This is a genomic window from Actinomadura kijaniata NBRC 14229 (assembly GCF_001552175.1).
GTDB classification, from domain to species: Bacteria; Actinomycetota; Actinomycetes; order Streptosporangiales; family Streptosporangiaceae; genus Spirillospora; species Spirillospora kijaniata.
Map to the genome: position 1 here is coordinate 44,851 of NZ_BCQR01000046.1, position 24,137 is coordinate 68,987.

Sequence of the window (24,137 nt, forward strand, 5' to 3'; positions counted from 1 at the left end):
CGACCAGTGGCGAAGGACCGGGTCGGGTTCCTCACCCTCGCTGGTGGTGGGCCAGGAGCTGCGTGAGCAGGCGGGTCAGGGTCTGCCGGTCCTTGGCCGCGAGCGGTTCGAGCAGGTCGTCCTGCACCTTGTCGAGTGCTCGGTCCATGCGCTGTAGCTGTCGTTGACCCGCCTTGGTGAGGGTCACGATGTTGCGCCTTCGGTCGTCGGGGTCCGGCGTCCGCTCGACGAAGCCCTGCTCGGCCAGTTCGTTGAGCGCCGCCACCACGTCGCTGCGGTCCATGCTGCACCGGCGGCCGAGGTCGGCCTGGCTGGCCGCCCCGAACTCATCCAGCGCGGCCAGGATCCGGTAGTGGTACCCGCGCGCCCCCACCTCGCCGAAACCATCGGACGCCAGCCGGTGGGCGTGCACCGCTACCTGGCCGAGCAGCCAACTCGGCTTCGCGGTCAGGCGCGAGGGGGTCTTTTCCACGACGACCACCCTATCTTGTTGGCGCAGCCAATGAATCCTCCGGGCGGACCGTCAGCACATGCATGATCCACCGGGCGGGTTCTAGGCTGGGCCGGTGACCGAACCGATCATCATCGCCCGTGACGTGGGTGTGGAGCTGGGCGGCGTCCCGGTACTGCGCGGAGTCGACCTCACGGTCGTGCCCGGGGAGGTGGTCGCGGTGCTCGGCGCCAACGGTGTCGGGAAGACGACCTTGCTGCGCTGCCTTGCGGGCTTGCAGCAGGCCTCGGGCAGCGTGGACGTGCTGGGGCGCCCGCCCCTCGACGAGCCGGATTTCTGGCGCGAGGTCGCCCTGGCCGGTGACGAGCCCACCTGGTATCCGGGGCTGACCGTGAGGGAGCACCTGGAGCTGATGCGAGCGGTGCATGGTTCCGGGCGTCTGGAAGTGCGGGCGGCCTTGGAGCTGTTCGAGCTGGCCGGCTGCGCCGACCGGGCCCCGTCGTCGCTGTCGACCGGGCAGCGCCAGCGGCTGTCCCTGGCCATGGCGCTCCTACGGCCGAGCCGGTTGTTGCTGCTGGACGAGCCGGAGCGCGGGCTTGACACGGCCTTCCGGGAACGGCTCGCGGGGCTGCTCGCCGAGTATGCCGCGGACGGCGGCACGGTGGTGATGGTGACGCACGACCCGCGGTTCGCCGAAGACGCCCGGCACCTCGCCCTGGAGCCCGCCGCGTGAGCGGGCTGGCGGAGATCCGGTCGTTCGTGCGGCTCCGGGGTCGCAGGCGTCGCACCTGGTCCGACCGGTACGTCACCCTGCTGAGCCTGGGCCTGCTGGTGGTGCTGGCGGCCCCGCTGGTCGGCCGCGCCGTGTCGGCTCTGCCCCGCGACGTCGATCCGGCGCGGGCGGGTGCGGGCCTGGCGCTGATCGCGTTGCTGCTGGCGGGCTCGCTGGCCCTCGCGCGTGTGGCCGGGCCGGTGGGGGTGTCGGCGGCGGACGCCGCGTGGCTGGTCCTTTCGCCGTTGCCGCGCCGCGGTGTGCTGGCCCGAACGCTGCTGGTCCTCGTCGCGGTGTGCGTTGTTGGTGGTACGGCCCTCGGCCTGGCGCTGCTGAGCGCGCTCGGCGGCCCCGACGCGTTGGCCCTCCGGCTGCTCGCGTCCGTGGTGCTGGGCATGTCGTGGACGCTGGGCGGGATGGCGGCGGCCGTGCTGGCGCAGGCGTCGCAGTCCTGGGACGGTCGGCTGGTCGCGGTGCTCGCCTCCCTCGTGGTGGTGGCGGTGGCCGTGGCGGTCATGGGTGCGGGGCCGGGGCAGGGAGTGCTCTCCGGCATCGCGTCGTCTCCTCTGTCGGCGTGGATGGCGGCGGCGTCCGTATCGGCCGTAGTGGCCGCCGGCCTCGCGGGACGGGCCTGGGCGGCCGTGGCTCGCATCCCGGCCCGCGCCATCCTGGACGCGTCGACCCGGGCGGGGCTCGTGGCGGACGCGTTCGTCGTCATGGATCCGGGTTCGCTGACCTGGATCGCTGAGGACGCGCACTGGCGGTCGCGCGTCCTGCGGTCGCGCGCCTGGCCGTCGCGGCTGCGCGGGGCGGCGGCGGTCGCCTGGCTGGACTGGCGGCGGCTGGCGCGGCGGCCGGGACTCCTCGCGCTGGTGGCGGCGACGACCGTTCTGCCGGCTCTGGTCGCGCGGGCGGGTGGCGGGGGAGCGGGAGCGCTGATCGTGCTTGCGGCGGGCGCGTTGACGGTCGCCGCGATGGGCACCGCGGGGGCGCGCCGGGACGCCGGGGACGCGGCGCTGGCGCGCCTGCTCGGCGCCGGTCCGCGCGCGCTCCTCGCGGCGAGGGCGGTGCTGCCCGTCCTGCTCGGCGGCTCCTGGTCGACCCTCGCGCTGGCAGGACTGGACATCGTGGCCCCCGGCGGACCCTTCTGGCTGCTCGGGGGGCTGTGCGCGCCGGCGCTGGCGGCGGGCGCGCTGCGGATGGCGCGGCGCCGTCCCATCGAGCACGCGATGCCCGTCATGGACACGCCCTTCGGCTCGGTGCCGCTCGGTCCGGTGCTGTGGGCACTGGCCGGCGCCGACGTCGCCGCGCTCGGGTGCCTGCCCGCGCTCGTGGCGTTCGCCGGCGGGGTGACCGGTCCGCTGCTCGCGGCGCAGGCGGTGTGGGGCGCGGCGGTGCTGGCGGCCTACTGCGCCGTCCCAAGGCGCGCGTAGGGACGAAGGCCGGGCAGCTCGTGCGCTTGGTCTGGGGTGCCTGCGGTTTGGGGTCGCTGTCACGCCGATGAACGGCGAGGTTCGGGTACGGCGGTGGTCCGATGGTGGGGTCGCCGGTGGCGGCGGCCGAGGGGGGTCAGCCCCCAGGGCTTGGTGATCGAGAGGATGACCGCGAACAGCGCCAGTGCCGGGGAAACCATGGCCAGGTACGGGGTGGCGCCGAGCGTGGCGCGGACTTCGGCGAGGGGGCGTCCGGCCTCGACGAGCGCGAGGCCGTCGACCGGGACGTCCTGCCAGGCGAGGATCGGCAGCACCATCAGCACGAGCATGGTGGCGAACTTGGTCGCCACCCACCACCGGCGCAGCAGGCCCCAGCGGGTACCGGCGGCCAGCATGATCCCGGTGAAAAGGGCGCAGAACGCGGCCGGGCCCAGGAAGGTGGCGTCGATGACCAGCATGGCGGTGAACATCGCCCGTGCCAGACCGGCATCGTCGGTGGTCACCGCGGTGATGCCGAGCGAGCCCTGCACGGTGATGATCCCCAGCCACGCGACCGAGCTGGTCACGTGCACCACCAGCACACCCTTGCGCATGGTGGGGGACAGCTCGCGCCTGCCGGTGGTTCGGATATAGGCGGTGGAGGGCGGCAGGTATGCCAGGACCACGGCAACGAACTGGACGGCCGCACACGCCAGGGCCAGCCCTACCGCCGCATCCGGCCGCCGCATGGGATCCAGCTCCGACGGTTCGGCCGACACCAGGACCGGCGACAGCACAACGGTGAGCCCGGCCTGCACCGCCAGCATCGTTCGTCCCCACCGCCGGTCCGCCATGGCGGCGAACAACAGCAGCGCCGCCGCCCAGAACGCGGGCCAGAACGCGGTCCGCAACGACGCCCCGGCGAACTGCTCGACCAGCATCGCGGCGGTCAGGAGCATGGCGGCCAGAACGGAGAGGGCCATGGCCGCACGAAGGGTGAAAGGCATGCCGCGACGCTATGGCCGCGTCCTCCCGGGAGACTTGGAAGAATGGGACACCCGGTCAGGCCGGCAGGGCGAGAACGTCCGGCCTGGCGGCCCATTCGGTGGGGGAGCAGCCGGCCAGCGAGCGGAAGTCGGCGTTGAGATGGGCGTGGTCGTAGTAGCCGCACTCGGCGGCGATACGCGCCAATGACCACTGCGGTCTCGTGGCGTGTAGGCGCGCGGCACGCCGGAAACGCAGGACGCGCGCCAGGCGTTTGGGCGGCAGGCCCAGCTGGTGATGGAACCGGCGGTTCAGGTGCCGGCGGCTCATTCCGAGCTCGGCGGCCAGCTCACCGATCGCCACCGCCCCACCGGAGCGGCGTATCCGCTGCCACGCCCAGGCGACGGCCGGGTCCGGCGGATCACTGTCGGCCACGCGCTGGGCGAGCACCCGGCCCAGCAGCCGGAACCGCGCGTCCCAGCCGTCGGTCAGCGCAAGACGCTCGACCAGCAGGTCCGCGGACGGGCCGAACACGTCGGCGAGATCGACCGCGGCGCCGCTGAGCTCCCGCATCGGCACACCGAGCACCCTGTACGCGTCCAGCGGTGGCATCTGGATCTGGAGGCTGTGCACATCACCGGCGTGCGCCGTCCGCCCCGGTGTGTCCTTGAGCCCTACGACCAGCGCCGACGCCGTCGCGGGCACCGATCCCGACGTCCCGACCGCGGACCGCACCGGGTCACCGAACCGAAGGATCACCTTCACACCACCGCTCGGCGCCAGATGACGCACCTGCGGCTGCTCGAAGTGCGCGCGGTATCCCAAGCACCGCACCCCTTGTACGCCTGACAGCAACCCCGGCGGACAACGCACGACCTCCACCCGCTCCACCGTAGAGACCGTCTCCCCTCCCTTCCAGCCGCGCACCACGTCGAGTCGCACGGTCCCTCGCCGCCCAGGTCCGACCACGGGACACGCCAGCCCTGGTTCCGCGCCACCGCGAAATGGTGCGGCGGCCTGGCGGGGAGGGTGTGGCCTTCAGGGCGTTGCCTGCCGTGGCTGGGTGAATCGCAGCGTATTGCCGGAGGGGTCGAGGAAGGCGCAGTCGCGGGTGCCGTCGGGCCGGTCGACCGGTTCTTGCATCACTTCCGCGCCTGTGGCCTCGATGTGCTCGAAGGCGGCGTCGCAGTTGTCGGTCACGAAGACCAGGTGGCCCAGCAGGCCCTTGGAGAGAAGGTCCTGGATCGTCTGCCGGTCGGTCGGCGAGACGCCCGGGCCGGAGCCGGGCGGTTGGAGCAGGATCCGCACGTCCGGCTGCGACGGCGGGCCGACGCTCACCCGCCGTACCCCTGCGGATCCGGTGTCACCGCGCACCTCGAAGCCGAGCACGTCACGGTAGAAGCCGAGCGCCTCGTCAACGTCGTGGACGGCCAGAGCGCAGGCCGAGAGCTTGAGGTCCGGGCCGGTCAACGCCGCTCCTCGCCGTTGGCGGGGAGGAAGACGACGTCGAGGTCGCCGAGCCGGTCCGGGTCGGTGTCGATGGTGATGCGGGTGATCTTCCGGTCGTCGATGGTGAACGTGAAGACCGCCTTCGGCTGGCCGCGGTGCGTCCAGACGGCTCCCGGAACGCCGTCGACCAGGGCGAGCCGGGCGGCCTGGGCTCGTCCGGCGAAGAACGCCGCCACCGCCTGGCCGCCGCGGACCTCGCCGACCACGGCGTCCGGATCGAGCAGTTCCAGCAGGGCGGCGAAATCCCCGTTCCGGGAGGCGGCGAGGAAGGCGGCGACGATCTCCCGCTTCGCCGATCGCGCGGCGTCGGACGCGTCGGACGCTCCCTGCACCCGGCGCCGGGCCCGGCTGGCCAGTTGCCGGGCCGCCGCCGGGGAGCGGTCGATGACGGCGCCGATCTCGCCGAACGGCACGGCGAAGACGTCGTGCAGGACGAACGCGAGCCGCTCGGCGGGAGTCAGCGTGTCCAGCACCACCATCAGCGCGACGCCGACCGAATCGGACAGCAGGGCCTCGTCCTCGGGGCCGTCCCGGCCGATGGGGTGGACGTTCACGTCCGGCTCGGGCGGCAGTGCCCCGGCCGACTCCTCGCGCCGGGCCCGGCGGGCCTGGAGCATGTTCAGGCAGACCCGGGCGACGACCGTGGTCAGCCAGCCCGCCGGGTTCTCCACCTGGTCGGTGTCGGCGCGGCTGACCCGCAGCCATGCCTCCTGCACCGCGTCCTCGGCCTCGCCGGGGGAGCCGAGCATCCGGTAGGCCACCGCCTGCAAGCGGCCCTGGTGCTCGGTGAACCGCTCGCTCAGCCAGTCCTGCTCAGCCATCAGTCACATTCCTTCGTTTCGGCCTGTCGTACTGACTGACCGGCGAAACCACGCCGATGTGACATCCGGGCCCGACCTGGAGGCCCGGGCCGCCTGTTCGGGCGGCATCTCAAACACAGGGAGACAAGGCATGAAGGCGCACGTGAGCTCGATCCTCCTCGGAGTCCGGGACCTGGACCGATCCAAGCAGTTCTACACCGAGGGGCTCGGCTGGAAGATCAAGAACGACTGGGGCATCTCGGTGTTCTTCGAGCCGGACGGGGGCTCGCCCGTCGGCTTCTACGGCCGCGAGGGCCTGGCCGAGCAGGTGGGCACGAGCCCGGAGGGCAGCGGCTTCAGCGGGCTCGTCCTCACCTACGTCGTCCGGAGTGAGGCGCGGGTCGACGAGGTCATGGCGGAGGCCGAGAAGGCCGGTGCCACGATCCTCAGGCCCGCCGGCGCCCTGCCGTGGGGCGGTTACGGCGGCACCTTCGCGGACCCGGACGGCTACGTCTGGAGCCTCGGCTACAGCGACCAGGGAACGGACCAGCCTTACGCCGAGTAGTCCCCGGCGCGTGGGGGCGGCCCCGCGACCGGCGTCGATGCGGGGTCGTGTCGGCGCCGGTCGCGGGGCCGACGTGCGGTGGCGCGGCCGAACGCCGCGTCGACCGCGACCGGGGGTCAGCTCGGGCGCCGGAGCGGAGCCATGGGGGCGAGGCCGAGATCGGCGAGCGCGGCGGCGCCGCGGGCGGCGTGCTCGCCGCCCGCGAGCACCAGGGTCCGCGCCGACTGGTACCGGCAACCGGTGGCGTCGAAGGCGTACGCCGTGGCGAGCAGCCGCTCCCGGTCGTCGTCGAGCAGCGCCTCGGCGCGCTCCACGATGGCGGCGGCGACCGGGTTCCCGGCCGTGGCGGCCCGGGCGTCGGCCAGGCGGTCGCGGGCGTCGGGGCGCCCGGCGAGCACGGCGGCCTCCGCGCGCAGCGCCACGTACCAGTGGAGCCAGATCCAGGTGACCCACTTCCAGACGTCGCCGGGTTCGGGGGCCATCCGCTCCAGCGCCTCGGGCGCCTGTCCCCGGTGGAGCAGGAGCATCGCGTCGAAGACCGCCCCGTAGCCGTAGGTGTGCTCCGGCGGGGTGCCGAACCGGGCCAGGACCGCCTCCCACTCGCCCTGGGCGTCGTGGTCGTCGCGGAGGCCGTGGATCATCACCATCGCGGCCACCGCCGGGCCGAGGGCCGAACTGGTGGGGCTGCCGGCCCGCCGCCACGCGTCGAGGAACCGGACGCCGCCGGTGAGCATCCGGTCGGCGTCGCCCGCCAGCGCGTCGGTGACCAGCGGCCAGCTCATGGCGCGGTGGCCGACCTCGGCCAGCAGCGGGTGGTCCGCGAGTTGCCGTGCCCACCGGCGGGCCCCCGGCAGGTCGCCGGTGCCGAGGCTGGACTCGACGGCCTCGCCGAGCGCCTCGACCAGCTCGTGGGTGGCGGCGGGCGTGTTCGGCGCGGACGACAGCAGCGTGACCCGGAACCGGGCCGTGGCGGCGGCGGCGAACGTGTCACCGGCCCAGCTCTGGGTGCCGGCCAGCACGTCGAACGCGGCGGACTCGGCGAGCGGGTCACCCGTGCGGTGGGTCAGCTCGACGGCCCGCAGGGCGCGCGCGATCATCTCCGGCGCGGAGTCGCCGGGGCGGCCCCGGACGGAGCCGACCGCGTCGTCGAGCGCCTGCGCGGCCTCGGCCAGCGCCACCGTGGCCTGGGCCGCCGGGTCCTCGCCGGCCAGCTCCCGCGCCTGGGCGATGAGCGCGGCCGTCTCCTCCGGTGACAGCTTCCGCACGAACTTGCTCGCGAACCGGCACGCGTTGGTGGCGATGGTCGCCAGGTCGCAGGCGGCGCCGGCGGCGTCCCCGGCCCGGCGGGCGGCTTCCGCGGCCGCGCGGTGAAGGTGGTGCATGTCGTCGCCGCGCATCCGGCAGCCGGCGACGGCCGCGGCGTCCCGGAGCGCCGACGCGGCCGAGCCCGGGTCCTCGGCGAACGCGGCCGCCTGCTCGTACCGCTGCTGGGACTCGCCGACCAGGTTGCGGGTGAAGGTCAGCTCCGCCAGGTGCCGGGCGAGGCGGTACGCGTCCGCGCGCTGCTCCGGCTCCTGCGCCGCCCACGCCAGGGCGGCGCGGAGATCGTCGGCGACCGCGTCGAACGCGGGCCGCCAGTCCGCGCCCACCACCGCCAGGTCGGCGGCCCGCTCCAGGCACCAGCGGCGGTGCCGGGAGCGGACCTCGGCCAGCTCACCGGCCTCGGCGAGCCGCTCGGCCCCGTACTGGCGGATGGTCTCCAGCGCCCGGTACCGGGTCCCGCCCGGGGACACCGTCACCACCAGCAGGCTCTGCTCGGCGAGCCGGGCCAGCCCGTCGGCGACGAGGATCTCCTCGACCCCGGCGACCTCCGCCGCCGCCCGGGCCGTGAACGGCGCCATGAACACCGACACCTGGCGCAGCAGCGCCTGGTCGGCCGGCTCCAGCAGGTCGTGGCTCCAGTCCAGCACCGCCCGCACCGAGCGGTGCCGGTCGTCGGCGCGGGAACCGCCGGTGAGCATCCGGAGCGGATGGGACAGGGCGGCGGTGAGGCCGTCCAGCCCGAACGTGGGGTACCGGGCGGCGGCCAGCTCGATCGCCAGCGCCATCCCGTCCAGCCGTTCACAGATCGACGCGACATGGTCGAACAGCGGGGGATCCAGCGGCCAGCCCACCGCCGCGGCCCGTTCCATGAACAGCATGACCGCGTCCGACTCGCCGCCGCTGGCCAGCGAGAGCGGCGGGACCGCGTACACCCGCTCGAACGGCACCACCAGCCGCGCCCGGCTGGTCGCCAGCACCGTCAGCCGGGGGCAGCTCGCGAGCAGCCGTTCGAGGAACAGCGCCACCCCGTCCCGCACCTGCTCGCAGTTGTCCAGCACCAGCAGCGTGTGGCGGTCGGTCAGCGCCGCGACCACCGACTCGTCCATGCCGCGGCCGGGCAGCTCGCCGAGGCCGAGCGCGTCGGCGACCGCGGTGGCGATCATGTCCGGGGCGGTGACCGGGGTCAGGTCGACGAACCACACCCCGTCGGCGAAGTCGCCGGCCGCGTCCGCGGCCACCGCCAGCGCGAGCCGGGTCTTGCCCACCCCGCCGGGGCCGACCGCGGTCACCTGCCGGTGCGACTTGATCATCTCGGTCAGGTCGGCCCGCTCCCGCACCCGGCCGACGAACGAGGTCAGCGGGGCCGGCAGGGCCGGTGCCGAGTGGGGCCGGTCGGCCCGGGCGAGACCGGACGCGCGCTGGGCGAGCGCCCGCCGGTCCGGCATTTCCAGCTTGCGCAGCAGCGAAGAGACGTGGCTCTCCACGGTCCGCACCGAGATGAACAGCCGGGCCGCGATCTCGGCGTTGCTGAGATGCTCCCCGACCAGCTCCAGTACCTCGGCCTCGCGGGCCGAGACGTCCGTTGTCGTCGCCACGGTCGCATTCTGCCGTATCCCTCTTCGCGCTCCCGGTCCGTGGTGTGGTCCGTGGTCACCACGGATGTGGACCGGCCGTGCCGGAGGGAGGCTGTGAAGCCGTGCGGATCGGGCCGGTGAAGGCCCACGACCCAAGGAGTGATCATGACCGGCTCTCCCGCCCAGGGGATCAGGACGGTGCTGCATCCGGTGTCGGACCTGGCGGCGGCCAAGGCGGTGTACGCGGCGCTGCTCGGCGTCCCGCCGGAGAATGATTCGCCCTACTACGTCGGATTCGTGGTCGGGGGCCAGCGCATCGGGCTGGTGCCGGGCGGCGGACCACAGGGCATGACCTCGCCGGTGGCCTACTGGCACGTGCCGGACATCGAGGCGAAGCTCGCCGAGGTGACCGCCGCGGGCGCCACCGTCAAGGAACCCGTGCGCGACGTCGGCGGCGGTCGTCGCGTGGCCACCGTCACCGATCCCGACGGCAACGTTCTCGGGCTGATCCAGGATCGATGAGCGCCGCCGCCCCCTTGGCGGGCGGCACCGGCGCTGTCGATGCTCATCGAACGCGGCTCCCGCTCCGGCGGATCCGAGCCGCGTTTCGCATGCGTGGGGCAGGGGGCGTCGGCCCGTGAGCAGGTTTCGCTTGACTCATAACTCAATTGAATATAGACATACTCCATGGAAAGTGGGAGCAGGCGTCCGTACCGCATGGGCGCCCGTGCCGCGGCCGTGGAGGTCACGCGTACGCGCGTGCTGGAAGCGGCGGCCGCGCTGTGGATGCGGCGGTGGTACGACGACGTCACGCTGCAACACGTCGCCGACGAGGCGGACGTGTCGGTGCAGACGATCGTCAACCACTTCGGGGGCAAGGACGGGCTGGCCGACGCCGTCGCCGACCGGATGGCGTCGCGAACGGCGGTCGCCCGCCAGGCGCCGACCGGTGACGTGGCGGCGATCGTGGCCGTGCTCTTCGCGGACTACGAGCGGCAGGGCGACGCCAACGTGCTCTGGACCGCGCAGATCGACCGTGTCCCGGCGTTCGCCCGGGCGGCCGCTCACGCGCGCGGCCAGCACCGGGCGTGGCTGGAGCAGGTCTTCGCCGACCGCCTGCCCGCCCCGGGCCCCGCCCGCGAGCACGCGTTGAACCTGCACTACGCCGCCACCGACATCTACCTGTGGAAGCTGTGGCGGCGCGACCTCGGCCTGTCGCGCGAGGACGCCGAACGCGCCATGCGCGACCTGTTGACCTCGATCGACCCCCGGAGGAAACGCGATGCCTGAGAACTTCCTGTTCGCCACCTGGTCCGGCGGCGGGGCCGTGCCACCCGTCCTGTCGGTCGCCCGCGCGCTGCGCGGGCGCGGCCACGGCGTCCGGGTGCTGGCCGACAGGTCACTGCGCGAGGAGGTCGTCGCCAGCGGCGCGGAGCCGATCGCCTGGACCACGGCGCCCCAGGGCGACACCGCCGACCCGGCCAAGGACGTCATCAAGGACTTCGAGGCCCGCACGCCGCTCGGTGAGTTCGCGCGGCTGAGAGATCGCATCGTGTGCGGTCCCGCGGCCGACTACGCCCGGGACACGCTCGCCGAGCTGCGCGCCCGCCCCGCCGACGTGCTGGTCACCGAGCACATGCTGCTCGGCGTGCTCACCGGCGGCGAGGCCGCCGGGGTCCCCGTGGCCTCGCTGGTGACGACCCTCTATCCGTTGCCCACTCCGGGGGCGCCGCCGCCCGGCCCGGGCCTCGCCCCCGCCACGGGCGCGCTGGGGCGCCTGCGGGACCGGGTGCTGACCCGGATGATGCTCAAGCCGTGGGAGAAGGGACTGCCCGCGCTCAACGCCGCCCGCGTCGAGAACGGCCTGCGGCCGTTGGACTCGGTGGTCGACGCGTTCGACCGCGTCGACCGGCTGCTCGTGCTGTCCCCGCGTGCGCTCGACTACCCCGGCAGGCGCTTCCCCGCCTACCTGCGGCACGTCGGCCCACGGCTCGACGACCCGGCCTGGGCCGGGGAGCTGGAACTGCCCGGGGGTGACGCGCCGCTGGTCCTGGTCGGCCTGAGCTCGTCGTTCATGAACCAGCGCGGGCAACTGGAGCGCATCGCCGAGGCCCTCGGCACGCTGCCGGTGCGCGGGCTGCTGACCACCGGCCCGGCCGTGGACCCGGCGACGGTCCGCGCGCCCGGCAACGTCCTGGTCACCGCGGCGGCGCCGCACAGCGCCGCGCTGCGCCACGCCGCGGTGACCATCACGCACGCCGGCCACGGGACGGCCGTCAAGTCCCTGGCCGCCGGGGTCCCCCTGGTCTGCATGCCGCTCGGGCGCGACCAGCGCGAGGTGGCGCGGCACGTCGAACTCGCCGGCGCCGGGATCACCGTGGGCAAGAACGCCTCATCCCGCGCCATCGCCCGCGCGGTCGGCCGGATCCTGCACGACCCGTCCTACCGGCGCGAGGCGCGGCGGCTGGCGAGCGAGATCGCCGCCGAGACGGCCACCGACCAGGCGGTCGCCGAACTGGAGGCCCTCGCCGGACGGGCGGCCGCCGGCGACGAGGGCACCCTTGAGGCCGAACGGTCGAGCTGATCCCGCGCACCGGCGACCGTTGGAAGGGACCGAGCGCAGCCCCTCAGGCGGATGCGGCTTCCCATTCGAACCCGTCGGGGTCGGTGAAGGGCCCGGCGTCGCCGCCGATCACGATCCGGTGCGATCCGGTGCCCTCCTGGGGGACGCCGGTGTCCTTGGCGAGGGCGCGGCGCGGGTAGAGCGCCAGCGTGACGGCCGACGACGGGGTGTCGAACTCGACGTACTTGCCGCCGAAGCTCTTGCCCACGGCCAGGCCGCGGTCGACGTAGAACCGCTTGCTCGCCTTGACGTCCGCCACCCCCAGCAGGAGCGCGACCTGGTCGATGTGCCGGGTGGCGGGACCGGTGTCCTTCTTCTTCGAGGTCGCGAGCTTGCAGATCGTCCCGTCCGGGGCGCGCACGACGCCGCCGTAGCCCCAGAACCCCTTCGTGGCCGGCTTCAGCGTCGTGGCCCCGGCGTCGAGGGCGGCGCCGATGAGGGCGTCGACGTTGCCCGGCTGGGACACCACGAGGGACAGCGCGAACCCGCGAAAGCCGGTCGTCGGCGCGTCCGAGGCGCGCACGTTCACGTATGAGCCCAGACCGAAGGCCTGGTAGAAGGCGTCCGCGGCCGTGGGGTCGGGAACTTCCAGGGTGACGGATTCCAGGGAGGTCATGGCAGGTCCTTCGGGCGAGAGGGGTTCGTCGTCTTGTCAGCGGCCGCCGGGCGGCGGATGGGGCGGGTGTTCAGCGGTCCTGGACGAGGCCGAGGACGTTGCCGTCGAGGTCGGTGAAGGTGGCCACCAGCCGGCCGCCGCCGACGTCGTGCGCGGGCTCCTTGACGGTGGCGCCCGCGGCGGACACCTCGGCGAGCTTCGCCTCGATGTCGGGTACGTGCCAGTAGGACACCGGCGAGCCCTCGCCGCCGGGAACCAGCCCGATGTGCTGGCCCTCGGCCTCAAAGCCGACGTAGAAGGGCGCGTCGGTCTGCGGCGGGACGCCGAGCAGCGCCGCGTACACCGCCTTGGCCTTCGCCAGGTCGGACACCGGATGCAGCACGGTCCTGATTCCCTGGGTGGAAGCTCCGGTCATGGTCACTCCTGCGGTCGTGGGTCGCATCGACCCGCTGTGTGGATAGCCATAGCTTTTCGCCCGGCCCGGCCCGCGGGCATCCGTGGCGACCACGGAACCGGCCACGGACCGGCGGCACGGATCGCGCACGGTGGCCGCCGCGGAGGGTTCCCGGGAGCGGGCGCGGGCCGGGGGAACGCGAGCCCTGCCGCCAACGTCAGATCCGCGCAAAAGCCGAGGGAAGAGATGAGGCGGACGTCTGTGGTGAAGAGGGTGGCGTGGGGTGCGGCGGTGGTGACGCTGCTCGGCGGGCTCGTCGGATGCTCCTCCGACGACGCCGGCGAGAAGCCCCGGGAGGCCGCCTGGCTGGTCGGGCCCGACCGGCCCAAGACGATGAAGGGCAAGGCCGCCTGGATCAACGGCAACGCGGTGGTGCGCGTGCGCAGCGACGGCGCGGCGGCCTACGACCTGACCAACGGCCGGCCGCTGTGGACCCACACCGTGCCCGCCCCGCAGATCGTGTGCACCGTGGCCGAGCACGCCGACCAGGGCGTCGGGCTGATCGGCCAGGGCCTGGAGGACGAGCCCTGCGACCGCGTCACGGCGATCGACCTGGCCACCGGCAAGGCGCTGTGGACGCGCCGCCTGGCGCGCACCGCGATCCCCGGCACCAACTACTACGGCGTGATCGAGGCCGGTACCGGGTCGGCGCTGGTGCCCGTCGCGGGCCGGGTGCGGGCGCTGGACCTGCGCACCGCCAGGGCCCGCTGGACCTGGACGCCGCCGCGCGGCTGCGCCTTCACCGCCAGGGACAGTGCCATGGCGGCCGGACCGGACGCCGTGGTCGCGACCTTCCGCTGCGGCAGGAAGGCCGCCAAGGTCGCGGTCGCCGACCCGGCGCGCGGCCGGACCCGCTGGGTCGCCGACCTGGGCGTGGGCGCCAAGTTCGACGCCGCCGAGGTGCTGTCGGTCTCACCCCTGGTCGTGCGGGTCAAGGAGGGCGGCGAGCGCAGCCGCGACGAGCTGCTGACCTTCGACGCCAAGGGCACGCGACTGGGCGCGATCCCCGTCTCCGGCCCCGAGGGCGACCTCGACCTGGACCTGGGCGACTTCACCCGCAAGATCGCAGTGGGCGGCGACCGCATCCACGTCGCGGCCAAGCCCCCGGCGCCAGGCTCCTGGAACACGACCTGCTCACCTTCGACCTGACCGGCCGGCGGCTGTGGCGCTCCACGTTCGAGGACGGCGTGACGGCGCTGGCCCTGGCCGCCGGTCGGCTGACCGTCCTGTCCCAGGACCCCGGCGACCCCGCCCTGCTGATCGCCCTCGACCCCGCCACCGGCAAGCCGGGCCGCAAGTCCTGGCTGCGCTACGACGTCAACGCCTCCTGCCGCATGCTCGTCGTCGGAGGCCGTCACCTCATGGTCAACGCGGGCTCTGCCACAGAGTCCGTTCCCGCGATCATGGCGTTCTGAGACCGCAGATAGGGCCCGCCGCTTTCAGGCGACGACCACCGGACTTCGGTGAGAGCGACGGGCGCGGTGGCCGCCGCCGAGATGAGAGACGCCCAGGTGTCGACCGAGATGGGCCACACCGCCGTAGAGCAGCTCAGCACGCGGGTGCTCGCGCTGGACGAGGAAGCCGACAGCCTCACCCAGGACGACCTGGCCGTCGCCTTCTTCGCCGCGCGGCGGGGCGCTGGCGCAGGACGACGCAGGCGCGTTTGCGGCGGGAAGCTGAAGCAGGGCCTTTCGGAGGTCGACCGCCCCTGCCGTGTCGGGCTGCTCGGCCCGGTCGCTGCGGCCTCGGCCCCACAGCCCCCAGCTGCGGCGTTCACGGACCAGGCTCGCCGTATGGGTCCGCGGCCAGGTTGGCCACGATGCGGCGCACGTACGTCAGCGGCCGATCGGCGAAGCTGATCCGGTTCCGGTGTTTCCATGCCTGGGCCAACGCCTCGGCCGCGTCGTGCTCGCCGGTGAGCAGGTACGCGAAGCGCGCCAGCTCACCGTAGTGACCGGTGAAGAACGCGAACGCGGCCTGTTCGCCCCCTGGCGTCCGGCTTCGGCCGCCTCCTCCGGTTCGCGAACGCCGGGGAATCCAGCAGAACCGATCCATCGGAATTGTCCGGCAACCTTTCGCGCCCGCGAACGGACTAGAGGATGACGCGCGGGACACCCGTGAGCCCGCGCACGGACTCGATCACCAGGAGAACACCAGGTGAAAAGCCCTCACAGCGGACGTGAGCCGTCGCGTTCCGCCCGCCTGTCGCCCACCTCGTCGCGACGCGCGCTGCGTAGGTATGTTGTGATCGGCTCGGTCGCCGTACTCGTCGGCGGCGTGCCGGTCACCGTCCTGCTCACCGCGGGCGGCTCGCAGACAACCGGCTCCGAGGTCGCGGCGTCAGCGCATCTGCGTGGACAGCAGAAGCCGGCGCGTCGCCAGGCGAACGCTCGGGCGGCCAGGTACAAGTGGGCGAACGCGCCGATCAACGGCGGCGGATTCGTCACCGGTCTGGTGTTCAACCCCAAGAGGAAGAACCTGGCGTACGCGCGCACCGACATCGGTGGCGCATACCGTTGGAACGCGAAGACCGGCTCCTGGATCCCGCTGACCGACTGGATCGGTGAAAGCAACAGCAACCTGCTCGGTATCGAGAGCCTGGCCACCGACCCGGTCAACCCCAACAGGCTCTATCTCGCCGCCGGAACCTACACCAGACCATGGGCTGGTAACGGAGCCATCCTGCGTTCCACCGACCAGGGCGCCCGCTTCACCACCATTCCCCTGCCGTTCAAGCTCGGGGGTAATGAGGACGGCCGGTCGATGGGAGAAAGACTCGCCATCGACCCCAGCGACAACCGCGTCCTGTACCTGGGCACCCGGCACGACGGGCTGTGGCGCTCGGCCGACTACGGATCGACCTGGCGCAAGGTGGCCTCCTTCCCCGTCACCGGCAGCACCAGCAGCGGCGTCGGGGTCAGTTTCGTGACCTTCGGCAAGAGCCGTGGACAGGGACCCACCAAGACCATCTACGTGGGCGTGGCCGACAGCGGGACAAGCCTCTACCGCAGCACCGACGGCGGGGCGAGCTGGTCCGCCGTGCCCGGACAGCCGACCGGGCTGCTGCCGCATCACGGCGTGCTGGCCTCCAACGGGCAGCTGTACCTCTCCTACGGCAACGCGCCCGGCCCCAACGGGGTCACCGCGGGCGCGGTGTGGCGGCTGACGACCGGCACCGGCCGCTGGCGGAACATCACCCCTGCCGCGGACAGCTCCGGATACCGCTATGGCTACGCCGGGCTGGCCGTGGACCCACGTCATCCGAAAACGGTCATGGTCGCCACTCTCGACAGATGGTGGCCCCACGACGAGATCTACCGCAGCACCGACCAGGGCACGTCATGGAAGGCGATCAGCCCACGCGCGGTGTACGACAACTCGGCCGCACCGTACGTGGGCAGGTCGATCGGGCACTGGATCGGCACCCTGGCCATCGACCCGTTCGCTCCGGGCCATGTGATCTACGGTACGGGCAGCGGCATCTGGGGCAGTGACGACGTCACCAACGCCGACCGAGGCGCCGCCACGCACTGGAGCGTGCGCGCCAAGGGCCTGGAGGAGACCGCCGTACTCGGCCTGATCTCCATTCCCGGCGGCGCACCGGTCATCAGCGCTCTCGGCGACGTCGGCGGGTTCGCCCACACCAACCTGCGCAAGGAACCCCCGACGAACTTCACCAACCCCACCTTCGCCAACACCACCGGCATCGACTTCGCGCAGAAGGCCACGAGAGTGGTGGCCCGGGTCGGCACCGGCAACCAAGCCAAGGGCGGATACTCCACCGACGGGGGCCGCCGCTGGACCCCGTTCACAGGCACGCCTCGCCCCGGCGCGCAGGCCGGGAGCATCGCCGTGTCCGCCGACGCCGCGACCTTCGTGTGGACCCCCTCAGGTGATCACGCGTACTACTCGCGGGACCGCGGCGCGACCTGGAACTCCAGCCAGGGCCTGCCCGCGAACGCGCAGGTGGTCGCCGACCGGGCGAACCCGGGGGTCTTCTACGCCCTGGCCGGCGGCACGCTCTACTCCAGCACCGACGCCGGGGCGACCTTCGCCCCCCGCGCCACCTCCCTGCCCGACGGGAGCCTCAAGGCTGTGAGCGGCGCACAAGGAGACCTCTGGATCGCCGCGGGCGACTCCGGCCTGCTGCACTCCACCGACGGCGGAGCGACCTTCTCCACACTCGGCACCGTGACGACGGCCCGCGGAATCGGCTTCGGCAAACCCGCCCCCGGCGCGCGCTACCAGGCGATCTACATCACCGGCACCATCGGCCGCGTCTCTGGAGCGTTCCGCTCCGTCGACGGGGGCACCACCTGGCTGAGGATCACCGACGACCGCCACCAGTTCGGCGCCCTCGGCTCCGCCATCACGGGCGACCCCAACACCTACGGCCGGGTGTACATGGGAAGTAACGGACGCGGCGTCCTCTACGGCATCCCCCGCTGATCTGCACCACACCGAGTCCCTGCCGGGGCAGCGTCTTCAGCCCCGGCAGGGACCCGGTTCGATGGGGTCGCCGCAATCCAAGCGTCCATTACGGCGTCCTACTGCCGAGGCTGTCCCCAGACATCCGAGCACGTGGTGATGGCAAGCAGCAGCCGCTATTCGGAGTGGGAACGCGGTAGATCCGATGGACTTGCAGGCAGGGGAACAGGCAGCCGATGGGGCGGTCGAACAGGTGGCGCAGGGCTGCGGGGTGGGTGTAGCCGGTGGCTCAGGCGGTGCGGCGGTTGTCGGCACCGAACCAGCGGGCCTCCAGCTCTGCATCGGTGACGGGGTCGGGCGCCAGCGCGCCGGCGTCGATCGCGGTGGCCTCGAGCTGGGCGTACTCCGGGTCGCCGGGATGGACGCGGCGGGCGGCGACGCATTCGTCCAACGGCACCAGAAGATCACCGTTGGCCTGCTTGAACGCGATCATCACGTCACCTGCCCAACCCGTAGTTCCTTCGATGGTAACTCGCCACCATCGCCGCCTGGGTCTCATGCCCGGTCAACATGGCCAGCAGCGCCGAGTACTGGCGAGTGGAGGTCAAGGCGAACGACTCGGCGAACCACTCATGGGGATCTTCATAGCGGTCAGCCAGCAGTTTCCCCCGGCACTGCATCATGATCACTTGCCAGTCACGGGTGTCGACCAGCCCGTCCATGGCAGCCAGGGCGTGTCCGACCTCGTGGGCGTGCAACGACGCCGAAAGATGGTCTCCCGTGCCGATCGCCAAGGTGCGGCCCGCCACCACGCCCGGGATCAGATCCCAGGTCACACGGCTGCCGGGGCGGGTGGGCTGTCCGGCCAGATGGTGGAGATGGTCCAGGCCCGGCACGCTGCCGGTGCCCAGCCACAAGCCGCCGTCCAGCCAGTTCGCCAGGCGGTAGGCCAGGTTCCCCGGCAGGCCGGCCAGGTAATCCACGGCCGCGACCAGCTCGGCGGGCGGCGGCCCGTGCTCAGGGTTCCACTGACGACGGATCACACGCTCCAGCACCCCGCAGTGGCGTCGCCCGTCGGTGGGCGTGGGCACGGTGTCGGGTGGATGCGGATCACACCAAAAGGGCGTGCGCGACTCAGGGGGAGTGGTCATGGCGTCCCTATGCTCCCAGAGACTCCACGCGCCCTCGCTCCGTCACCATCGCAGCTGACTGTCGTCGAGCACGGTCAGCGGCGCCCGGCAGGTCAGGCCTCCAGTACGCCAGGCGGCGGTGGGAGCCGGTGCGGGGTCGGGCTCATACACTGCTCGCGGGACACCGCCCCTGAGCACGCTGCATGCCACTGCAAGCAACTGATGAGCCGCCCTCCGCGAGGAATGTCATGAACCAATCCGCCGGCGAGCGCGCGTCCGTTGGGGTGCGGCTGGCCGGCCGGACCCGCTTCGTGCAGGAGCTGGCGCAGGGGTGGCGGCTGGTGGTCGGCACGCCGTGGATCGTGTGCTCGATCGCCGGAAGCACGCTGGTGGTGACCGGGGCGCTGGTGGCGTTGGTGTGGACGCCGCGTCGCGCGGCCGTGGCCAGCAACCTCGCCGCGCTGCCGGGGGCGGACATGGTGGCCGGGGCGCCGCTGATGGCGGTCGCGGTCTGCGATCCTCTCCGGCGACCGTGCGGAAGGGTTGAGGACGGGTGTCGCTCATCCGGGTGGGTGGTGGCGCCGGATAGCGGCACCTACTGACGGCTCTGGTCGAGTACCTCAGGTACGGGCGGGGACTGGACGGTGGCTTGGCGCGTGAACCTGCGGCGCAGCGGGTCGATGAGGGACGGGCCGCCGCCCAGGCACCAGAGGGCGATGACCGGGTCGCAGATGGCGCAGCCGAGGGACGAGGAGTGATCGAAAGGCAGGATCGGGTTGCCCTTGAGGTGGTGGACCAGGTCCCAGACCGTATGGACGAGCCAGGCCAGGCCTATGAACCGCCACGATTCCAGTCCGCGGTACGCGAGGTAGGCGGTGAGGGCGGTGACGGGGAGTTCCCAAAGGCCGAATCCGCCGCCGCTGAGATAGGCGGCGCCCGCGCCCGCGACCATGACGGCGTTGAAGCGGCGCCGGTGCGGTTCGCGGATCAGCGACATCAGCACGGCGTACACGACGCCGATCAGGGGAGCGGTGATGTAGATCATGACGCGGTCGCTTTCTCAGAAGGGGATGGGTGGGTTGTGAGCACGACGACGGGAGAGGCGCAGTCGTGTGTGGCCCATTGAGGGCGAGGTCGGTTTCAGGTGGCGGGCGGCGAGGTCGCACAGCAGAAGCCAGGGAGAGCAGTTCGGCGTGGGCTGTGACGTGCGCAGTCACGGAACGCGGTCACATTCCCGTTGCTGAGAACGATGAGGCTTCCCGCGGCGGCGGGGTGTCGCGATGCCGACGGCCAGGACGTACAGGTAGAGAAAGAGCTTGGTCACCGCTGGCGCTCTACGGCTGTGCGGTCGGTGCCATCCCTTCGTCGCGCCAGACGGTGCCGCGGCGTTCATGGGCGAACAGGTCCTCGACGACGTGGGCGATCCGCGGCCCCAGTTCCCGTTCCAGCAGGTAGAGCCCGAGGTCGAGTCCCGAGGTGACGCCGGCGGCGGTGACCAGGTCGCCGTCGTCGACGACGCGGGCGCGCACCGCGTGGACGCCCGCGGCACCGAGTGCGTCCATCGCCAGGTGGTGGGAGGTGGCGCGGCGCCCCTCCAGCAGCCCGGCCATGGCGAGGAGGAGCGAGCCGCCGCACACCGTGCCGACCGTCACTTCGGGGCAGTCCAGCGCCGCCTTCAGCAGCACGGGCAGATCCGTGGTCAGGGCGCGGGCCAGCAGGACGGAGACGAACTCCTCCGGCTGCGGTCGCCCGTCCGCCGGATCATGGTCGGGGACGTCATCGGGGGCTCCGACCCGGCCGGAGGCGCCGGGAACCAGGATCAGTCCGGGGCGTTCGGGAGCGAGCGCGGCGGTGGCGCGCAGCGCCAGCCCTCCCGTTCCGCTGACCACCTCGCGCGGTCCCTCGGCGGAGACCAGTTCCACGCTCACCGCGCCGTCAGAGAAAGCGCCGCCCGCGTGCAGGACCTCGAAGGGGGCGATGGCGTCGAGCGGGTCGAAGCCGTCGAACAGAACGATCTGAGCATGCATGAAGGAGCCCTTCGGATCTGGTGTGAAGCCCGGTCCCGCCGGGGTCAGGCCAGACGTTAACCAGCCATCGACCCGTCTCCCAGTGGCGTTAATGCCAGCTTTCAACGGGATAATGACAGGCCGCCGAAGCTGCGTTCCGAACTGAGCGGAAGAGGATTTTCGGTGGCTCCCAGGCGGCGACAGGCGGTCGGTGGGAAGGTACGTTCTCGCCATGCACACCGTCGCCGTGCTCGCGCTGGACCGGGTGATCCCGTTCGATCTGTCCACCCCGATCGAGGTGTTCACCCGCACCCGTCTCCCCGACGGCCGTCCCGGTTACCAGATCCGCGTGTGCGCCCAGCGGGAGGAGATCGACGCGGGCGTCTTCACCCTGCGCGCGCCCTGGGGGCTGGACGGGCTCGAAGGGGCCGACACCATCATCGTGCCCGGCACCAGCGCTCCCGCGGCCCCGCTCGACCCCGCCGTCCGCGACGCGCTGCGGGCCGCCGCCGAACGCGGCACCCGCATCGCCTCCATCTGCTCGGGCACCTTCCCCCTGGCCTCCACGGGACTCCTCGACGGCCTGCGCGCCACCACCCACTGGGTCGCCGCCGACCGTCTGGCCGCCGCCTACCCGGACATCGAGGTCGACGCGGACGTCCTCTACGTCGACAACGGGCAGATCCTCACCTCGGCCGGTGCCGCCGCGGGCCTGGACCTGTGCCTGCACCTGATCCGCCGCGACTACGGCTCGGCCGTCGCCGCCGACGCCGCCCGCCTGTCGGTCATGCCCCTCGAACGCGAGGGCGGGCAGGCGCAGTTCATCGTCCACGGCCACGCCCCGACGCCCCAGGGATCGGCCCTCGAACCCCTGCTCACCTGGCTCCAGGACAACCTGGGCCGCGACCTCACCCTGGCCGACATCGCCGCCCGCGCCGGGACCAGCACCCGCACGCTGATCCGCCGCTTCCGCGAGCAGACCGGCACCACCCCGCTCCAGTGGCTGCACCTCGCCCGCGTCCGCCAGGCCCAGCACCTGCTGGAGACCACCGACCACTCCGTGGAACGCATCGCCGCCCAGGTCGGCTTCGGTTCGCCGACGGCCTTCCGCGACCGCTTCAAAAGGATCACCGGCGTCAGCCCGCAGTCCTATCGCCGCGCGTTCAGCTGATCCGGCGCGGCGATAGGACCGGCGAACTCGCGCATTCGTCAGTAACGGCTCCGTGGCGCCAGGTCCTGTCCGGTGGATCTCAGTGCTCGGCCGAGGCGGATCAGCGGGGTGGCATGGTGCCTCGTCATGAGCTCACCGGTGCCGCGTGGGCGCGGATCGAGCCGTTGTTGCCTGGTCAGCCGCGTCAGAGTGGCCGATGATGCCAGCGTCGACTCTGCGATCGTTCACGCTCATCAGCACGCGGTCGGCGCCCGCGAAAAGGGGATGCGGCCGGGACGAACCAGCAAGCTTCACTTGGCCCTCGGCGTCCTGGAGAGGGGCGGAGCCTCGTTCTACCTGCGGGAAATCCTGTCGGCGATCAACGCGCGAAATCGGGCGCCCGGCGCGCTGGCGACGCGCGTCAGCTCGTTGGCCAGTGGCGGAGTTTCTCGGGGTTGCGCACCACCCAGATGCGCGTGATCCGGTCGCCGATGACCTCGAACGCGAACACCGTCACGACGACGCCGTCCTGCTGTGCCACCACACCGGGCCGGCCGTTGACCGTACGTTCCAGGAAGGTCATGCCGCCGGGCCTGCGGCGGGCGATTTCGACCCAGGCGTGCGCGATCTGCTCGCCGCCTTCGATGGGGTGCAGGAAGGTGGTGGCGAGGCCGCCGCCGTCGGCGATCGCCGTGGCGTCGGGGTCGAGCAGGCCGATGAGGGCGTCGATGTCCTTGGCCTCCCACGCCTGCTTGAAGTCGCGGACGATGCCGGCGCGCTGCGCCGCCCGGGTCGCGGAAGGCTGCGAGGCCCGGACGCGGCGGCGGGCCGAGGAGGCCAGCTGGCGGCATGCCGCCGGGGTACGGCCGACGATCTCGGCCACTTCGGCGAAGGAGTGGCAGAAGACATCGTGCAGGATGAACGCGACGCGCTCGGCCGGGGTCATCGATTCGAGCACCACCAGGAAGGCCAGGTTGACCGACTCGTCCAGGGTGACCCGGTCGGCCGGGTCGGCGGTCGCGTCTCCCGGCCGGCCGCTGCTCCACTCCGTCCGTTCGGGCAGCGGCTCGGGGATCCATTCGCCCACGTAGGTCTCTCGCCGGGACCGTGCCGAGCCCAGCAGGTTGAGGCAGATGCGGCTGGCGACCGTCGTCAGCCAGGCGCCGGGGGACTCGATGGCGTCCTGCTGCTGCCGGGACATCGCGTACCAGCGGGTGTAGGTCTCCTGGACGGCGTCCTCGGCCTCGGCCAGGGAGCCCAGCAGCCGGTACGCGAGATTGATCAGCCGACGCCGCTCGCTCATGATCGCGTCCAACCCCGGATCAGGTCGGCCTCCGCCCGGCTCGACAGCGTCTGGCCTGGATCGGGTGGTCATGGTGCCGGTGTCCCCCTTGGTCGTATCCGCCCTCACCGGTTCGACAAGACAGCGCACCGGAATGTGAGGCCGATGCGTCGCCTGACATTCCGGGGGGCTGCGTTGTCGGACTGCTGAGACCAACCGATCGTCCACCGGACAGGAAGTACAGGGACAACATGAGCACCCCGATGCCGGACATCACCTTCGCCGACCCGGCGTCCGCGCAGCGCCTGGAGCGGGCGGCCGCAGCGTTGACCGCACACGGCTTCACCGTGGAGATCCTCGACGACGCGGCCGCCGCGCGCACCCGCATCAACGATCTGATTCCCGAGGGCGCCAGCGTCCTCACCGGCGCCAGCGAGACCCTCCGCCTGTCCGGCATCGATGCCGACATCAACGGCGGCGGGCGGTACCAGGCCGTCAAGCCACGCCTCCTGGCCATGGACCGTGCCACCCAGATGGACGAGATCCGGCGGCTGGGCGCCTCCCCCGACGTGATCGTGGGCAGCGTGCACGCGGTCACCGAAACCGGCTCCCTGGTGATCGCCTCGGGCAGCGGAAGCCAGCTGCCCGGCTACGCCGGTGGCGCGGCCCGCGCGATCTGGGTCGTCGGGGCGCAGAAGGTGGTTCCCGACCTTCCCACCGCGCTGCGCCGCGTCGAAGACCACTGCCTCCCGCTGGAAAGCGCCCGCACCCAGGCGGTCCACGGGTGGTCCAGTGCCATCAACCGCCTCCTCATCCTCAACGCGGAATACGTCCCTGGACGCGGCACCGTCCTGTTGCTCCGCGAAGCCATCGGATTCTGAACGACCAGCATTCCTCGTCGGGGACATCTCGGCGCTGACCGGTCCGCCTGCCTGGGCCGTTCCGACGGCCCAGGCAGGCGCGGGTGATGCAGGTCGCGGTGTGCTGCGAGGGGGTGCGCCGGGAGACCGGGTGTGCCAGCCCCGATGCTCATTCGCTGAGGAGGATCGAGGGCGGCC

At 72.5% G+C, this 24,137-nt stretch carries 26 protein-coding genes; 12 read left to right on the forward strand and 14 right to left on the reverse strand.

Annotated features, from left to right (window positions below; genetic code table 11):
- Positions 1-31 precede the first annotated feature (31 nt).
- On the reverse strand, positions 32-472 hold the full coding sequence (locus AKI01S_RS16585) for a MarR family winged helix-turn-helix transcriptional regulator (RefSeq protein ID WP_067817849.1): 441 nt from the start codon (positions 470-472) through the stop codon (positions 32-34).
- Positions 473-566: 94 nt separating this feature from the next.
- Between AKI01S_RS16585 and ccmA the strand changes: the two genes are divergently transcribed.
- Together ccmA and AKI01S_RS16595 are read left to right on the forward strand one after the other, a co-directional pair.
- Positions 567-1,184, forward strand: coding sequence for a heme ABC exporter ATP-binding protein CcmA (ccmA, locus tag AKI01S_RS16590; RefSeq protein ID WP_067817765.1), 618 nt, complete (start codon positions 567-569; stop codon positions 1,182-1,184).
- A complete protein-coding gene (locus AKI01S_RS16595; protein ID WP_245681650.1) occupies positions 1,181-2,656 on the forward strand; it encodes a DUF6297 family protein in 1,476 nt (491 codons plus the stop codon). Before ccmA ends, AKI01S_RS16595 begins: the two co-directional genes overlap by 4 nt.
- 59 nt (positions 2,657-2,715) lie before the next feature.
- Here the strand turns inward: AKI01S_RS16595 and AKI01S_RS16600 are convergent, their stop codons facing one another.
- The 4 genes from AKI01S_RS16600 to AKI01S_RS16615 form a co-directional block, all read right to left on the reverse strand.
- Positions 2,716-3,642 (reverse strand): hypothetical protein, encoded by a 927-nt coding sequence (locus AKI01S_RS16600; RefSeq protein WP_157419880.1) that lies wholly within the window; start codon positions 3,640-3,642, stop codon positions 2,716-2,718.
- A gap of 55 nt (positions 3,643-3,697) precedes the next feature.
- Positions 3,698-4,561: an AraC family transcriptional regulator gene (locus AKI01S_RS16605; protein ID WP_157419881.1), complete on the reverse strand. Its 864-nt coding sequence runs from the start codon at positions 4,559-4,561 to the stop codon at positions 3,698-3,700.
- A 96-nt stretch (positions 4,562-4,657) separates the two neighbouring features.
- Positions 4,658-5,089 (reverse strand): VOC family protein, encoded by a 432-nt coding sequence (locus AKI01S_RS16610; RefSeq protein ID WP_067817774.1) that lies wholly within the window; start codon positions 5,087-5,089, stop codon positions 4,658-4,660.
- Complete coding sequence (locus AKI01S_RS16615) at positions 5,086-5,949, reverse strand: sigma-70 family RNA polymerase sigma factor (RefSeq protein WP_067817777.1); 864 nt, start codon at positions 5,947-5,949, stop codon at positions 5,086-5,088. Before AKI01S_RS16615 ends, AKI01S_RS16610 begins: the two co-directional genes overlap by 4 nt.
- Positions 5,950-6,079: 130 nt before the next feature.
- On the opposite strand from AKI01S_RS16615, the gene AKI01S_RS16620 reads away from it, so the two are divergent.
- Entirely contained in the window at positions 6,080-6,493 is a 414-nt protein-coding gene (locus AKI01S_RS16620) for a VOC family protein (RefSeq protein ID WP_067817780.1), read from the forward strand.
- A 116-nt stretch (positions 6,494-6,609) separates the two neighbouring features.
- Here AKI01S_RS16620 and AKI01S_RS16625 read toward each other — a convergent pair whose 3' ends face one another.
- On the reverse strand, positions 6,610-9,411 hold the full coding sequence (locus AKI01S_RS16625) for an ATP-binding protein (protein ID WP_067817782.1): 2,802 nt from the start codon (positions 9,409-9,411) through the stop codon (positions 6,610-6,612).
- Positions 9,412-9,555: 144 nt separating this feature from the next.
- On the opposite strand from AKI01S_RS16625, the gene AKI01S_RS16630 reads away from it, so the two are divergent.
- From AKI01S_RS16630 to AKI01S_RS16640, 3 genes are all read left to right on the forward strand, one after another.
- Entirely contained in the window at positions 9,556-9,912 is a 357-nt protein-coding gene (locus tag AKI01S_RS16630) for a VOC family protein (protein WP_067817785.1), read from the forward strand.
- A 195-nt stretch (positions 9,913-10,107) separates the two neighbouring features.
- Positions 10,108-10,680 (forward strand): TetR/AcrR family transcriptional regulator, encoded by a 573-nt coding sequence (locus tag AKI01S_RS16635; RefSeq protein WP_169813969.1) that lies wholly within the window; start codon positions 10,108-10,110, stop codon positions 10,678-10,680.
- A complete protein-coding gene (locus AKI01S_RS16640; protein ID WP_067817788.1) occupies positions 10,673-11,974 on the forward strand; it encodes a glycosyltransferase in 1,302 nt (433 codons plus the stop codon). Before AKI01S_RS16635 ends, AKI01S_RS16640 begins: the two co-directional genes overlap by 8 nt.
- Before the next feature lie 43 nt (positions 11,975-12,017).
- Here the strand turns inward: AKI01S_RS16640 and AKI01S_RS16645 are convergent, their stop codons facing one another.
- Both AKI01S_RS16645 and AKI01S_RS16650 read right to left on the reverse strand, forming a co-directional pair.
- Complete coding sequence (locus AKI01S_RS16645; protein WP_067817791.1) at positions 12,018-12,629, reverse strand: VOC family protein; 612 nt, start codon at positions 12,627-12,629, stop codon at positions 12,018-12,020.
- Between the two features lie 70 nt (positions 12,630-12,699).
- The gene (locus AKI01S_RS16650; RefSeq protein ID WP_067817794.1) at positions 12,700-13,044 is read right to left on the reverse strand and encodes a VOC family protein; all 345 of its coding nucleotides are present in this window, start codon (positions 13,042-13,044) and stop codon (positions 12,700-12,702) included.
- A 225-nt stretch (positions 13,045-13,269) separates the two neighbouring features.
- Here AKI01S_RS16650 and AKI01S_RS16655 point away from each other — a divergent pair, with 225 nt between their 5' ends.
- Together AKI01S_RS16655 and AKI01S_RS16660 are read left to right on the forward strand one after the other, a co-directional pair.
- A complete protein-coding gene (locus tag AKI01S_RS16655) occupies positions 13,270-14,232 on the forward strand; it encodes an outer membrane protein assembly factor BamB family protein (protein ID WP_169813970.1) in 963 nt (320 codons plus the stop codon).
- A gap of 38 nt (positions 14,233-14,270) precedes the next feature.
- Entirely contained in the window at positions 14,271-14,498 is a 228-nt protein-coding gene (locus AKI01S_RS16660; RefSeq protein ID WP_067817800.1) for a hypothetical protein, read from the forward strand.
- Between the two features lie 358 nt (positions 14,499-14,856).
- Here the strand turns inward: AKI01S_RS16660 and AKI01S_RS16665 are convergent, their stop codons facing one another.
- A complete protein-coding gene (locus AKI01S_RS16665; RefSeq protein WP_067817803.1) occupies positions 14,857-15,138 on the reverse strand; it encodes an RNA polymerase sigma factor in 282 nt (93 codons plus the stop codon).
- A gap of 189 nt (positions 15,139-15,327) precedes the next feature.
- Here AKI01S_RS16665 and AKI01S_RS16670 point away from each other — a divergent pair, with 189 nt between their 5' ends.
- On the forward strand, positions 15,328-17,532 hold the full coding sequence (locus tag AKI01S_RS16670; protein WP_067817806.1) for a WD40/YVTN/BNR-like repeat-containing protein: 2,205 nt from the start codon (positions 15,328-15,330) through the stop codon (positions 17,530-17,532).
- Between the two features lie 268 nt (positions 17,533-17,800).
- Here AKI01S_RS16670 and AKI01S_RS16675 read toward each other — a convergent pair whose 3' ends face one another.
- Both AKI01S_RS16675 and AKI01S_RS16680 read right to left on the reverse strand, forming a co-directional pair.
- Positions 17,801-18,004, reverse strand: coding sequence for a hypothetical protein (locus tag AKI01S_RS16675; RefSeq protein WP_157419882.1), 204 nt, complete (start codon positions 18,002-18,004; stop codon positions 17,801-17,803).
- Positions 18,005-18,008: 4 nt separating this feature from the next.
- Complete coding sequence (locus tag AKI01S_RS16680) at positions 18,009-18,662, reverse strand: hypothetical protein (RefSeq protein WP_169813971.1); 654 nt, start codon at positions 18,660-18,662, stop codon at positions 18,009-18,011.
- Between the two features lie 227 nt (positions 18,663-18,889).
- Here AKI01S_RS16680 and AKI01S_RS16685 point away from each other — a divergent pair, with 227 nt between their 5' ends.
- Positions 18,890-19,243, forward strand: a complete 354-nt coding sequence (locus AKI01S_RS16685) for a hypothetical protein (protein WP_067817815.1) — start codon at positions 18,890-18,892, stop codon at positions 19,241-19,243.
- Here AKI01S_RS16685 and AKI01S_RS16690 read toward each other — a convergent pair.
- A complete protein-coding gene (locus AKI01S_RS16690) occupies positions 19,237-19,686 on the reverse strand; it encodes a DUF6010 family protein (protein WP_067817818.1) in 450 nt (149 codons plus the stop codon). The genes AKI01S_RS16685 and AKI01S_RS16690 overlap by 7 nt on opposite strands.
- Before the next feature lie 289 nt (positions 19,687-19,975).
- The gene (locus AKI01S_RS16695; protein ID WP_067817821.1) at positions 19,976-20,668 is read right to left on the reverse strand and encodes a DJ-1/PfpI family protein; all 693 of its coding nucleotides are present in this window, start codon (positions 20,666-20,668) and stop codon (positions 19,976-19,978) included.
- Positions 20,669-20,879: 211 nt separating this feature from the next.
- Here AKI01S_RS16695 and AKI01S_RS16700 point away from each other — a divergent pair, with 211 nt between their 5' ends.
- Complete coding sequence (locus AKI01S_RS16700; RefSeq protein WP_067817824.1) at positions 20,880-21,818, forward strand: GlxA family transcriptional regulator; 939 nt, start codon at positions 20,880-20,882, stop codon at positions 21,816-21,818.
- Between the two features lie 400 nt (positions 21,819-22,218).
- Here the strand turns inward: AKI01S_RS16700 and sigJ are convergent, their stop codons facing one another.
- Positions 22,219-23,100 carry an RNA polymerase sigma factor SigJ gene (gene sigJ / locus AKI01S_RS16705; RefSeq protein ID WP_245681651.1) on the reverse strand — a complete coding sequence of 294 codons (882 nt, stop codon included), beginning with the start codon at positions 23,098-23,100 and terminating at the stop codon, positions 22,219-22,221.
- Positions 23,101-23,330: 230 nt separating this feature from the next.
- Here sigJ and AKI01S_RS16710 point away from each other — a divergent pair, with 230 nt between their 5' ends.
- Positions 23,331-23,960, forward strand: coding sequence for an LUD domain-containing protein (locus tag AKI01S_RS16710; RefSeq protein WP_067817830.1), 630 nt, complete (start codon positions 23,331-23,333; stop codon positions 23,958-23,960).
- Positions 23,961-24,137 lie beyond the last annotated feature (177 nt).